Genomic DNA, 13848 nt, shown 5'->3' with positions numbered 1-13848 from the left:
CCCTTACGGGTGAGTCACGATCGAACACCCATCGGCGGCTCACCCGTGGGCCCGGCGACCACTGCGCCCCGTTTCCTGCCCTTAAGCCTCCCCGCGGATCACCGCGAGCACTCCGTCCAGTTCGTCAGCCTTCACAAGAACGTCACGAGCCTTGGACCCTTCGCTGGGTCCGACGATGCCCCGGGACTCCATCAGGTCCATCAGCCGCCCCGCCTTGGCGAACCCGACCCGCAGCTTCCGCTGGAGCATCGACGTCGACCCGAACTGCGTGGAGACCACCAGCTCGGCCGCCTGGCACAGCAGATCGAGGTCGTCGCCGATCTCCTCGTCGATCTCCTTCTTCTGCTTGGTGCCGACGACGACGTCGTCCCGGAAGACCGGCGCCATCTGGTCCTTGCAGTGCTGGACGACCGCCGCGACCTCGTCCTCGGTCACGAAGGCGCCCTGCATACGCGTGGGCTTGTTGGCGCCCATCGGCAGGAAGAGCCCGTCGCCCTTGCCGATGAGCTTCTCGGCGCCGGGCTGGTCGAGGATGACCCGGGAGTCGGCGAGCGAGGAGGTGGCGAAGGCGAGCCGCGAGGGGACGTTCGCCTTGATCAGACCGGTGACGACGTCGACCGACGGCCGCTGCGTGGCGAGCACCAGGTGGATGCCGGCCGCTCGCGCGAGCTGCGTGATGCGCACGATCGCGTCCTCGACGTCGCGCGGGGCGACCATCATCAGGTCGGCGAGCTCGTCGACGATCACCAGCAGATACGGGTATGGCTGGAGCTCCCGCTCGCTGCCCTCGGGCAGTTTGACCTTGCCGCTGCGGATCGCCTCGTTGAAGTCGTCGATGTGCCGGAACCCGTACGCCGCCAGGTCGTCGTAGCGGAGGTCCATCTCCCGTACGACCCACTGGAGCGCCTCGGCGGCCCGTTTGGGGTTGGTGATGATCGGCGTGATCAGGTGCGGGATGCCCTCGTAGGCGGTCAGCTCGACCCGCTTGGGGTCGACCAGGACCATGCGGACGTCCTCGGGGGTCGCGCGGACCATGATCGACGTGATCAAGCAGTTGATGCAGGACGACTTGCCGGAACCGGTGGCTCCGGCGACCAGCACGTGGGGCATCTTCGCGAGGTTGGCCATCACATAGCCGCCCTCGACGTCCTTGCCGAGCGCGACCAGCATCGGATGGTCGTCCTCGGCGGCCGCCGCGAGCCGCAGCACGTCACCGAGGTTGACCATCTCGCGGTCGGTGTTCGGGATCTCGATGCCGACCGCGGACTTGCCGGGGATCGGACTGATGATCCGTACGTCCGGGCTGGCGACCGCGTAGGCGATGTTCTTGGCCAGCGCGGTGATCCGCTCGACCTTCACGGCCGGGCCGAGCTCGACCTCGTAGCGCGTGACCGTCGGGCCGCGGGTGAAGCCGGTGACGGCCGCGTCGACCTTGAACTCCGTGAAGACGGTCGTCAGCGAGGCGACGATCGCGTCGTTGGCCGCGCTGCGCGCCTTGCCGGGGCCACCGCGCTCCAGGAGGTCGAGCGAGGGCAGCGCGTACGTGATGTCGCCGGACAGCTGGAGCTGCTCGGCGCGCGGCGGCAGCTCGCTCGGGGCCTCGGGCGCGGGCTTGGTGAGGTCGGCGACCTCGGTCTTCAGCCTCTCCTGCCGGGGACGCGCGGCGGGCGCGGGCACGGGCGTCGGCACCCGGGTCGGTGTCGGTGTCGTGTCCTCGCGGTCCCCGGCGCTGACGCCCTGGGTGAGGTCGGCGACGACCGGCGACGGCGGCATCCCGTGCAGCACGGCACCGTCGAGCGCGGCGGCCGCGGCCGCGGCGACGTCCACGGCGTCCATCGGCCGGTCCATGTCGGGCTGCGGCACCGCGGAGCGCCGGGGACGGCCACGGCGCCGCGTGAGCGCCTCCTGCTCCGCGTGCTCGGGGTCGTACGCCTCGGGCGCCGGAGCCCGCCTGCGGCCGCGCGCGGGCAGCGCCTCACGCCACTGCTCGTCGTAGCGCTCGTCGTCCGCGGGGAACTCGTCGAACTCGTCCACGGCCGGGTCGTGCACGACCCCGAGCCGCACACCCAGCTCGCGCAGCCTGCGCGGGATGGCGTTGACCGGCGTGGCGGTGACGACCAGCAGCCCGAAGACCGTGAGCAGCACCAGCAGCGGTACGGCGAGGACCTCGCCCATGGTGTACGTCAGCGGGGTCGCCGCGCTCCAGCCGATCAGGCCGCCGGCGTCCCTTATCGCCTGCATGCCGTCGCTGCGGGCGGGCGCGCCGCACGCGATGTGGACCTGGCCGAGCACGCCCACCGCGAGCGCCGACAGTCCGATCACGATCCGGCCGTTGGCCTCGGGCTTCTCGGGATGCCGGATGAACCGCACGCCGATGACCGTGAGCAGTATCGGCACGAGCAGGTCCAGGCGGCCGAAGGCGCCGGTGACGATGATCTCGACCAGGTCGCCGACCGGGCCGCGCAGGTTCGACCAGGTGCCGGCCGCGACGATCAGCGCGAGGCCGAGCAGCAGCAGCGCGACGCCGTCCTTGCGGTGCGCCGGGTCCAGGTTCTTCGCGCCGTTCCCTATGCCGCGGAACACCGCGCCCACGGCGTGCGCCAGGCCCAGCCAGACGGCGCGTACGAGCCGGTAGATGCCGCCGGTGGGGCTTGGCACCGGCCTGGGCGGCGGCGCGGCCTTCTTCGCCGCGACCCTCTTGGCGGGCGCCTTCTTCGCCGGAGGCTTCTTCGCAGCGGCCTTCTTCGCCGGAGCCGCCGCCTTCTTCGCGGGCTGCTTCTTGGCAGCGGAGGGACGTGAGGCCATAGGTGCGAGGTTACCGGGGGAGACGACAACGGACACGTGTGGCCGGTGCTTCACCCGTTCGTGTCGCCCTTTCCCCGGCACGGAACTGACGCGCGCTCACCCGCAACGGGCCGGGCGGGGCAGGTCAGTTCTGGGAGGTCATCGACTGCGTACTGCCGGTCCCGGGCTCCAGGGCGTCCAGCGCCCGCCTGAGCCCGGTGAGTTTGCGTTCGAGATGGGCCGCGGTGGCCACGGCCGCCGCGTCCGCCGACTCGTCGTCGAGCTGCTTGGACAGGGCCTCGGCCTGCTCCTCGACCGCGGCGAGCCGCGCCGAGAGTTCGGCCAGCAGTCCCGCGGGCTCCTTCGTCTCACCGGCCGGGGCCTTGCCGCCGGCACCGCCCTCCAACTGGAGCCGCAGCAGCGCCGCCTGCTCCCTCAGCTGGCAGTTCTTCATGTACAGCTCGACGAACACGGAGACCTTCGCGCGCAGCACCCACGGGTCGAAGGGCTTGGAGATGTAGTCCACCGCGCCGGCCGCGTATCCCCGGAAGGTGTGATGCGGGCCATGGTTGATCGCGGTGAGGAAGATGATCGGGATGTCCCGCGTGCGCTCGCGCCGCTTGATGTGCGCGGCGGTCTCGAACCCGTCCATTCCCGGCATCTGCACATCCAGCAGGATCACCGCGAAGTCATCGGTGAGCAGCGCCTTGAGCGCTTCCTCCCCGGACGATGCCCGCACCAGCGTCTGATCGAGCGCGGAGAGGATGGCCTCCAGCGCCAGCAGATTCTCCGGCCGGTCATCGACCAGGAGGATCTTGGCCTTCTGCACCATGGCCCGCCCTCCTCGCCCCGGCGTGGGGCCTCCCCTGTCCTCAGGACTCGTGGTGACACCCGCAGGTGCCGCCCCGGGGGACGACTCCCTGACGCCGCCCGTCCTCGTGCCGGTCATGGTAGCCGCACCCCGCCCGTCGCCACACCCTGTCACCGCGATGTCACTGTGCACGTAGCAGAAACGCAGTGAGAGACCAGAAGGTTCCCCGAATCCCGTACTTTTACACGGCTTCGAGCACACTGAGTCAGCAACTCCGCGTGAACACGGGCGGTTCTCGCAGCATCCCCCCGAAGCCCGACCGATCCGGTCACATGCAGCGCGGCGCACTCCGGTCACGCACACCGCGCCTCGATCCGATCACGCGCCCCGATCCGGTCACATGGAGCGCGGCCCACTCCGGTCACGGACCCCGATCCGATCCGGTCACGACCCCGCGCCCGATCCGATCACGCACCTCGCTCCCGTCACGCACCCCGCATCCACTGCTCCATCACCGACAGCAGATGATCGGGATCGACCGGCTTGGTCACGTAGTCGGAGGCGCCCGACTCGATCGCCTTCTCCCGGTCGCCCTTCATCGCCTTCGCGGTCAGCGCGATGATCGGCAGGCCCGCGAACTGCGGCATCCGGCGGATCGCCGTGGTCGTCGCGTAGCCATCCATCTCCGGCATCATGATGTCCATCAGGACGACCGTGACATCGTCGTGCTGCTCCAGCACCTCGATGCCCTCGCGGCCGTTCTCGGCGTACAGCACCGACAGCCCGTGCTGCTCCAGGACGCTGGTCAGCGCGAAGACGTTGCGGATGTCGTCGTCGACGATCAGCACCTTCTCGCCGCCGAACCGAATGCCCGGCCGCACCTCCGGCGCCGAGCTCTGCTCGGTCGGCGACCACTGGTCCGGCTGGGGCCGCTGCTCCACCTCCGGCAGGGTCCTGCGGCGGCGCCTGAAGAGCGCGGCGGCCCCGTTCTGCGTCTCCTGGTACGACTTCACCTCGGCCGGCGTCCCGGCCTCCGCGTCGGACCGGCCGTTCTCAGAGGCGAGCAGTTCCCCGACCTCCAGGGCCGTCACGGACTGCTGATAGCCCTGCGGAGGCAGTTCGCTGGGGTGCAGCGGCAAATACAGCGTGAACGTCGATCCACGCCCCGGCTCGCTCTGGGCGTAGATCTCACCGCCGAGCAGTTGCGCGATCTCCCGCGAGATCGACAGCCCGAGCCCCGTACCGCCGTACTTGCGGCTCGTCGTGCCGTCGGCCTGCTTGAACGCCTCGAAGATCACCCGCATCTTGCTGGCCGCGATCCCGATGCCGGTGTCGGTCACGGAGAACGCGATCAGGTCGCCGTCCGGCTCCCGCAGCGAACCGGTCTCCAGGAGCTGCTCGCGGATCTGCACCGGCACGTCCGCGCCGGCGGGCCGGATGACCAGCTCCACCGATCCGGAGTCGGTGAACTTCACCGCGTTCGACAGCAGGTTGCGCAGCACCTGCAACAGCCGCTGCTCGTCGGTGTGCAGCGTGGCCGGCAGCTCCGGGGAGACCCGTACGGACAGGTCCAGGCCCTTCTCCGCGGTCAGCGGCCGGAAGGTGGCCTCCACGTAGTCCACGAGCTGGACGAGCGCGATGCGCGTCGGTGAGACGTCCATCTTGCCCGCCTCGACCTTCGACAGGTCCAGGATGTCGTTGATCAGCTGGAGCAGGTCGGAGCCCGCCCCGTGGATCGTCTCGGCGAACTCGACCTGCTTCGGCGAGAGGTTGGCGTCCGCGTTGTCGGCGAGCAACTTGGCCAGGATCAGCAGCGAGTTGAGCGGCGTCCGCAGCTCGTGCGACATGTTGGCGAGGAACTCGCTCTTGTAGCGCATCGACACGGCGAGCTGCTCGGCGCGCTCCTCCAGGACCTGTCGCGCCTCCTCGATCTCGGTGTTCTTCACCTCGATGTCCCGGTTCTGCTGGGCCAGCAGCTCGGCCTTCTCCTCCAGTTCGGCGTTGGACGCCTGGAGGGCCTTCTGCCGGTTCTCCAACTCGGCCGACCGCTCCTGGAGTTGCTCGGTCAGCTCCTGCGACTGCTTCAGCAGCTGCTCGGTCTTGGTGTTGACGGAGATGGTGTTGACGCTGGTCGCGATCATCTCCGCGATCTGGTTGAGGAAGTCCTTCTGGATCTGCGTGAACGGGGTGAAGGACGCCAGCTCGATCACGCCGAGCACCTTCCCCTCGAACAGCACCGGCAGGACGATCACCTGCGCGGGAGGCGCCTCACCGAGCCCGGAGGAGATCTTCAGATAGCCGCTCGGCGCGTTCTCCACCAGGATCGTCCGCTTCTCCTGGGCGGCCGTCCCGATCAGCGCCTCCCCCGGCCGGAACGACGTGGGCATGGAACCCATCGAGTAGCCGTACGACCCGAGCATGCGCAGTTCGTACGAGTCCTCGGCGGCGGCACCCGCGTCCTTGCCGTCGAGGTGCGGCATCGCCAGGAAGAACGCGCCGTGCTGCGCGGAGACCACCGGCGTCAGCTCGCTCATGATCAGCGAGGCCACGTCCGCGAGGTCGCGGCGGCCCTGCATCAACGCGGAGATCCGGGCGAGGTTGCCCTTGAGCCAGTCCTGCTCCTTGTTGGCGATCGTGGTGTCGCGCAGGTTGGCGATCATCTTGTTGATGTAGTCCTGGAGTTCCTGGATCTCCCCGGACGCGTCCACGTCGATCTTCAGGTTCAGGTCACCGCGGGTCACCGCGGTCGCCACGCGCGCGATGGCACGCACCTGCCGGGTCAGGTTCCCGGCCATCTCGTTCACGGACTCGGTGAGGTCGCGCCAGGTGCCGTCGACGTCACGCACGCGTGCCTGGCCGCCGAGCTGTCCTTCGGTGCCCACCTCGCGGGCGACCCGGGTGACCTCCTCGGCGAAGGAGGAGAGCTGGTCGACCATCGTGTTGATGGTGGTCTTCAGCTCCAGGATCTCGCCGCGCGCGTCGATGTCGATCTTCTTGGTCAGGTCACCCTTGGCGATGGCGGTGGTCACCATCGCGATGTTCCGCACCTGACCGGTCAGGTTGGACGCCATCTGGTTCACGGACTCGGTCAGGTCCTTCCAGGTGCCCGCCACACCGGGCACCCGCGCCTGTCCGCCCAGGATGCCGTCCGTACCCACCTCACGGGCCACCTTGGTGACCTGGTCGGCGAACGAGCTCAGCGTCTTCACCATCGTGTTGAAGGTGTCGGCGAGCTGCGCGACCTCACCGCGCGCCTCGATCGTCACCGTCCGGGTCAGGTCACCGTTGGCGACGGCGGACGCGACCTGGGAGATGTTGCGCACCTGCATGGTCAGGTTGTTGGCCATCAGGTTCACGTTGTCGCTGAGGTCCTTCCAGATGCCCACGACACCGGGCACATGGGCCTGGCCGCCCAGGATGCCCTCGGTGCCCACCTCACGAGCCACCCGGGTCACCTGCTCGGCGAAGGAGGACAGCTGGTCGACCATCGTGTTGACCGTGCTGACGAGCTCGAGGATCTCGCCCTTGGCGTCGACGGTGATCTTCTTCGACAGGTCGCCCTTGGCGACCGCGGTCGTGACCTCGGCGATGTTGCGCACCTGGATGGTCAGGTTGTTCGCCATGAAGTTCACGGACTGCGTGAGGTCCTTCCAGGTGCCGGAGACCCCCTGCACCTCGGCCTGGCCGCCGAGGATGCCCTCGGTGCCCACCTCACGGGCCACGCGCGTGACCTCCTCGGCGAAGGACGACAGCTGGTCCACCATCGTGTTCAGGGTGTTCTTCAGCTCCAGGATCTCGCCGCGCGCGTCCACGGTGATCTTCTGGGACAGGTCACCCCGCGCCACCGCCGTCGCGACCTGCGCGATGTTGCGCACCTGGCCGGTCAGGTTGGACGCCATGCCGTTCACCGAGTCGGTGAGGTCCCGCCACACACCGGCGACGCCGGGCACCTGCGCCTGACCGCCGAGGCGCCCCTCGGTGCCCACCTCGCGGGCCACCCGAGTCACCTGGTCGGCGAAGGCGGACAGCTGGTCGACCATCGTGTTGATGGTGTTCTTCAGCTCCAGGATCTCGCCGCGCGCGTCGACGTCGATCTTCTGGGACAGGTCACCCCGGGCCACCGCGGTCGTCACCTGGGCGATCTGCCGCACCTGCGAGGTGAGGTTGCCGCCCATGAAGTTCACCGAGTCGGTGAGCTCCTTCCAGGTGCCGGAGACCCCCGGCACGACCGCCTGACCGCCCAGGCGGCCCTCGGTGCCCACGTCCCGGGCCATCCGCGTCACCTGGTCCGCGAAGGCCGACAGCTGGTCCACCATCGTGTTCACGGTGTTCTTCAGCTGGAGCATCTCGCCGGAGACGTCCACAGTGACCTTCTGCGACAGGTCACCGTTGGCCACGGCCGTGGTCACCTGGGCGATGTTCCTCACCTGTCCGGTGAGGTTCCGGAACGCCGTGTTGACGGAGTCGGTGAGGTCCTTCCAGGTCCCCGCGGCACCCGGCACCTGCGCCTGGCCGCCCAGCTCACCCTCGACGCCGACCTCGCGCGCCACGCGCGTGACCTCGGCGCCGAACGCGGAGAGCTGGTCCACCATGCCGTTGACGGTGTTCTTCAGCTCCAGCATCTCGCCGGCCACGTCGACGGTGACCTTCTGCGACAGGTCACCGTTGGCCACGGCCGTCGTCACGGCGGCGATGTCCCGCACCTGCGTGGTCAGGTTCCGGAAGACCGTGTTCACCGAATCGGTGAGGTCCTTCCACGTCCCCGCCGCGCCCGGCACGTTCGCCTGCCCGCCGAGCTGACCCTCGGCGCCGACCTCGTTCGCCACGCGCGTGACTTCGTCCGCGAAGATCCGCAGCGTCTCGGTCATCTGGTTGATCGTGTCCGCGAGCTGCGCGACCTCACCGCGCGCGGAGACCGTCACCTTCCGTGACAGGTCACCGTTGGCGACCGCGGTCGTCACCTCGGCGATGCCACGCACCTGGGCCGTCAGATTGCCGGCCATGAGGTTCACCGAATCGGTGAGGTCCTTCCACACACCCGCCACACCGGGCACCTGCGCCTGACCGCCGAGCTCGCCCTCGACGCCCACCTCGCGCGCGACGCGGGTCACCTCGGAGGAGAAGGACGACAGCTGGTCCACCATCGTGTTGACGGTGTTCTTCAGCTCCAGCATCTCGCCGGCCACGTGAACCGTGACCTTCCGGGACAGATCGCCCTTGGCCACCGCGGTGGTCACGAGCGCGATGTCCCGCACCTGCGCCGTCAGCCGGTACGCCATGGTGTTGACGGAATCCGTCAGGTCCTTCCAGGACCCGGACATCCCGCGCACCTTGGCCTGACCGCCCAGCTTGCCCTCGGTACCCACCTCGCTGGCCACGCGCGTGACCTCGTCGGTGAACGTCGACAACTGGTCGACCAGGTTGTTGACAGTCCGCCCGACCTTGAGGAACTCCCCGCGCAGCGGATGCCCGGCCCCGTCCGGCGCCTGCGTCCGCAACTCCATGCGCGGCGACAGATCACCCTCCGCGACCGCGGACAGTACCCGGCCGACCTCGGAGACAGGTCGTACGAGATCGTCCACCAGGGCGTTGGAGGCGTCGATGGCGGTCAGCCAGGAGCCCTCGCACGCGCCGATCTCCAGCCGTTCCGTGAGCTTTCCCTCACGGCCCACCATCCGCCGCACCCGCGACAGCTCGCCCGTGAGGTGCAGATTGCGGTCGGCCACCTCGTTGTAGACCGCCGCGATCTCGGACAGCACGCCGTCGCCCGAGACCGTGAGCCGCTTCCGGAAATTGCCGTCCCGCATCGACACCAGAGCCGCCAGCAGCCGATTCAGGGCAGCCGTGTCCACCACGGTGGTCCCACCGCGTGGTGCGCGCCGGTTGCCCAGGGACTGTCCGCCCTTCGCGCGCGTCTTCGTGCCCCGCGTCGCTGCGCCAGACTCCACTGTGTCCCTCCCGCAGGGATCGACCGATACCGCTGTGCTCCGGTACTACTGCCCGGTGCCCGGGCGTACCCGTTGCCACCACTGATACAGCTGCGCATTTCTGCCGGATGTACCAGGCCGCACCCCGGGCTGCTGCCCGTCGTACGCGCGGCACACTCAGTCTGCCCGGACCTTCACAAGAAGCTTGCCCAGTGTTTCACCCCGGCTGAACCAGGCCATAACAGTTCGGCAGCTTCGCACATCGTCCGCACACCCTCCGGACGGAAACACTGGCGACCGGCATCCGCATGGACGGGGAAGGTAAGTAACCTTGCATGCGGCTGTCCAGCCACGCCGGTCCGTCCGGCCTGGGCGGTGGCACGAGTACGAGCGGGCATCGGAGGGGCGGCCGCACAACATGACCACCGGACTGATCCCTGGGGAACACCCCCCGGACCGCCGGCCGACGGGCGGCCTGCCGCACCAGCGGCACGAGCCGGTCGGCCAGGGAGCCCTGCACGTCGACAACAGGCCGAGGAGTTCTGTGATCACCGCGCGCGCGGCCGCCAGCTTCGAGCCCGTCGGGCGATCGGTCGCGAGCGCCCGCTCCTTCGTCCGCGACACGCTCCAGGGCTGGGGCTTCGCGGACATCGTCGACGACGCGGTCGTCCTCACCAGCGAGCTGGTCACCAACGCCGTCGTCCACGCGGGCACCACCGCGGACCTCCTGTGCCTGCGTGCGGTGGACGGCGTACGCATCGAGGTCGGCGACCGCTACCCCGAGCGCGAGGTCCCCCTCCAGGGCTCCCTGGCGGGCATGGGCAGCCCCGACCGCGAGGGCGGCCGAGGCCTCCAGCTGTGCGCGGCCCTCGCCGCCCGCTGGGGCGTCGAGTACACCCCGACGCACAAGCAGGTCTGGTTCCAGCTCGACCTCCCCGAACGCCCGGTGGGTACCCGGGCCGCCGGCCCGTCCCTCCCCCCGGACCTCCTCCCCCTCGCCGACGGCCGCGTCCGCGTCGCCGTCGTCCAGATCGACCGTACGGCGGCCATCACGGCCTGGAACGAGGACGCCGAGGAACTCTTCGGCTACCCCGCCGAACAGGTCACCGGCAAGCCCCTGACCGACCTCGCGGCCTGGCCGCACACCCCGGGCACCAGCACCGGCATCGCCGAGGCCCTCCAACTCTCGCGCTGGGAGGGCAGCTACGGCATCCGCGGCGCCGACGGCCGCGTCACCCCCGTGTACGCTTCCCACCTCCGCGTCCGCGACACCAACGGCGAGCCCTCGACGGTCTGCCTCCTCGTCCGCGACCACGAACGCGCGGTCCTTCAGACCCCGTTGCGCATCCCGACGTCCGACACGTCATCCGGCTCCGACGGCCAGAGCACCGACCCCTTCGAGGTGTTCATCGGCTCCCCGGCCCCGGACGACCTCGACGGCCTCCTCCAGCGCACCGTCGAACGCGCCCGCGACATGCTCGACGGCGACTCCGCCTTCCTGCTCCTGGCCACCGACGACGAGACCGAGTTGGAGGTCCGCGCCTCCACCGGCCTGCCCTCCGCCCGCCAGCGCTTCGCGCGCGTGCCCGTCGAGGCAGGACCCGGCCGCTACGGCTCCGCCCGCATGCCGGCCGTCCACGACGACCTCACGGCCGTCCCCGGCGCCGTCCCGCTGCTGAACGGCACCGGCATGCGCTCGGTCGTCACCGTCCCCCTGAAGGTCGAGGGCCGCCTCACCGGCTCCCTGGGCGTCGCGGCCGAAGGCCCCGGCAGATACTCCAACGAGGAGGCACTGCGCCTCCAATTCGCGGCGGACCGCATCGCGTTGGCCGTCGAGTCGGCACGCCTCGGCGAACTGGAACGCCTGCGCCGCGGCTCCCTGAGCTTCCTGGTCGAGGCCTCCGACCTCCTCGCGGGCACCCTGGACCGCGACCAGACCCTCGCCCTCATGGCACAGATGACGGTGCCCACCCTGGCAACCTGGTGCGCGGTCTACACGATCGCCGACCAGGCCTCGGAGCCCTACCTCTCGTACGTCCTGCACGAGGACGAGGAACTCATCGACGGCATCAAGTCGTTGCTCTCGAAGATCCCCTCCCCCGACCCGGTGCCCACGCCGGGCGCCCGCGTCTGGTCCGCCCCCGCCGACGCCGCCCACCAGGCCGCCCTGCGCACCTCCATGCGCAGCCTGGGCCTGGGCGAGCCCATCGGCCGCCTCAGCTCGGGCATCGGCCCCACCCTCGCCACCGCGTCGGCCGTGGGCGGCGAGACGGTCGTCCTCCCCCTGGTGGCCCGCAACCGGGTCATCGGCATGCTGACGCTGGGCAAGCCGACGGACGAGCACTTCCGCCAGGAGATCCTGGAGCTGGCGGAAGACCTCTCCCGCAGGGCCGCCCTGGCTCTCGACAACGCCCGCCTGTACTCCGAGCGCACCGCCATCAGCCAGTCCCTCCAGCGCAGCCTGCTCCCCCCGGAACTCCCGCAGATCGACGGCGTCGAGGTCGAGGTCATCTACCGCGCGGCCGGCGAGGGCAACGAGGTCGGCGGCGACTTCTACGACGTCTTCCCCATCAGCGACGGCGCCTACGGCTTCGCCATCGGCGACGTCTGCGGCACCGGCCCGAACGCCGCCGCGGTCACGGGCCTCGCCCGCCACGCGCTGCGCCTGCTGGCCAGGGAGGGCCTGAGCGGCCCGGCAGTCCTGGAGCGCCTGAACTCCGCCATCCTCGACGAGGGAGCCCGCAGCCGCTTCCTGACACTCCTCTACGGCGAGATGCGCCCCCAGGAGGACGGCAGCGCCGAGCTGAAGGTGGTCTGCGCCGGCCACCCCCTCCCGCTCCGCCTGCGCCAGGACGGCACCGTCGAACCGGCCGCCGAGCCCCAGCCGCTCCTGGGCGTCATAGACGATCTGGAGCTGTACGAGGAGACGGTCACTCTGGAGCCGGGGGACGTCCTCCTCTGCGTCACGGACGGCGTCACCGAACGCCGTGAGGGCACCCGCATGTTGGGCGACGACGGCCTCGCCGACGTCCTCACGACCTGCACGGGCCTGACCGCCGGCGCGGTCGCCGCCCGCATCATGCGCGCCGTGGAACGCTTCGCCTCGGACGCCCCCTCCGACGACATGGCGATCCTCGCCATGCGGGTCCCCGGCCTCCACACGGACTGAAAGCGGGCACGAAAAAGGCCCCGCCCGAATGGGCGGGGCCTTTCTGCTGGAGCCCCCTAACGGAATCGAACCGTTGACCTTCTCCTTACCATGGAGACGCTCTGCCGACTGAGCTAAGGGGGCCTGTCACTTTTCGAGGTTTCCCTCGCGGCAACGGAATAGATCATACCCCGAACAGACGGGTGCTCCCAACCACCCCCACCCGCCTCAGAAGGCCGCCTGCAACAGCCCTCCGAGCGCGTTGCACGCCCCCACGATCCGCTGCATGTCCCTCTTGGTCAGCGCGGCGTCCACCGGCAGCGCCAACGTCTCGTCCGACGCCAGCTCGGTCTCCCGCAACGACACACAGCGCCGGAACTCGGGCAGTCGATGCACCGGCGTCTTCACCGGCACATGACACGCAACTCCCTTGCCCCGCAAGGCGCGCGCGAAGGCGTCCCGATCAGGCCGCCCGTTCCCGGGGACCCGCACGACGTACTGCTGATAGGTGTGCCCGTCCCCACCGTCAGGCGTCCGCACGCCCTTCAACTTCCCATCGAGATAAGCGGCCCGCTGCCTGCGCTGAGCCACCTCGTCATACGGCGCCTCGGACTCCCCATGCTCCAGCACCAACAACCCGTGCCGCTGCCCCAGAACATGCAGCGCCCCGACATCGGCCCGCCGCCCGAAGCGGTGTACGACGACGACGGCCGCGGTCCGTGACGTGACGGCCGCCTCGACAGCGGATGCATCGAGGCAGTAGCTCACCGGATCTATGTCGGCGAACACCGGAAGCGCACCGGCCTGGACAACGGCCTCGGCGACCTCGACGTTCCCGAAGGCCGGCACCACGACCTCGTCACCGACTCCGACGCCGGCGGCCCTGAGCATTGCAGCAGTACCCATGCTTGGGATGGTGATTGCGCAACGTGAACTTCAAGTGACGCAGAACAAAAAAGGGTTGGACCCTGAACCGAAGTTCAGGATCCAACCCTTTGAATGATTGTTCGGCGGTGTCCTACTCTCCCACAGGGTCCCCCCTGCAGTACCATCGGCGCTGTGAGGCTTAGCTTCCGGGTTCGAAATGTAACCGGGCGTTTCCCTCACGCTATGACCACCGAAACACTATGAAACTGTTTCAGCCGCACCACACCCGTGACCATGGGCATGGGGCTGTT

5 protein-coding genes, 1 tRNA gene and 1 rRNA gene are annotated in these 13848 nt (G+C 69.5%); 1 reads left to right on the top strand and 6 read right to left on the bottom strand.

Annotation, left to right across the window (positions count from 1 at the left end; translation table 11 throughout):
* Nucleotides 1-81: 81 nt before the first annotated feature.
* The 3 genes from ACH41F_RS07240 to ACH41F_RS07230 form a co-directional block, all read right to left on the bottom strand.
* Nucleotides 82-2805: a DNA translocase FtsK gene (locus ACH41F_RS07240; RefSeq protein ID WP_391243902.1), complete on the bottom strand. Its 2724-nt coding sequence runs from the start codon at nt 2803-2805 to the stop codon at nt 82-84.
* 124 nt (nt 2806-2929) lie between these two features.
* Nucleotides 2930-3616, bottom strand: a complete 687-nt coding sequence (locus tag ACH41F_RS07235) for a two-component system response regulator (protein ID WP_398833684.1) — start codon at nt 3614-3616, stop codon at nt 2930-2932.
* A 464-nt stretch (nt 3617-4080) separates the two neighbouring features.
* Complete coding sequence (locus tag ACH41F_RS07230; protein ID WP_398833682.1) at nt 4081-9543, bottom strand: HAMP domain-containing protein; 5463 nt, start codon at nt 9541-9543, stop codon at nt 4081-4083.
* 397 nt (nt 9544-9940) lie between these two features.
* Here ACH41F_RS07230 and ACH41F_RS07225 point away from each other — a divergent pair, with 397 nt between their 5' ends.
* Nucleotides 9941-12691 (top strand): SpoIIE family protein phosphatase, encoded by a 2751-nt coding sequence (locus tag ACH41F_RS07225; protein ID WP_398833680.1) that lies wholly within the window; start codon nt 9941-9943, stop codon nt 12689-12691.
* A 47-nt stretch (nt 12692-12738) separates the two neighbouring features.
* Here the strand turns inward: ACH41F_RS07225 and ACH41F_RS07220 are convergent.
* The 3 genes from ACH41F_RS07220 to rrf all read right to left on the bottom strand — a co-directional run bounded on the left by ACH41F_RS07220 (nt 12739) and on the right by rrf (nt 13792).
* Nucleotides 12739-12814, bottom strand: a tRNA-Thr gene (locus ACH41F_RS07220).
* Nucleotides 12815-12898: 84 nt separating this feature from the next.
* The gene (locus tag ACH41F_RS07215) at nt 12899-13561 is read right to left on the bottom strand and encodes a DegT/DnrJ/EryC1/StrS family aminotransferase (protein WP_398833678.1); all 663 of its coding nucleotides are present in this window, start codon (nt 13559-13561) and stop codon (nt 12899-12901) included.
* A gap of 114 nt (nt 13562-13675) precedes the next feature.
* A 5S ribosomal RNA gene (rrf, locus tag ACH41F_RS07210) occupies nt 13676-13792 on the bottom strand.
* Between the last annotated feature and the right edge of the window lie 56 nt (nt 13793-13848).

Source organism: Streptomyces sp. NPDC020489 (assembly GCF_044386545.1).
Classification (GTDB): domain Bacteria; phylum Actinomycetota; class Actinomycetes; order Streptomycetales; family Streptomycetaceae; genus Streptomyces.
This window is presented reverse-complemented; position numbering and strand designations above follow the sequence as displayed.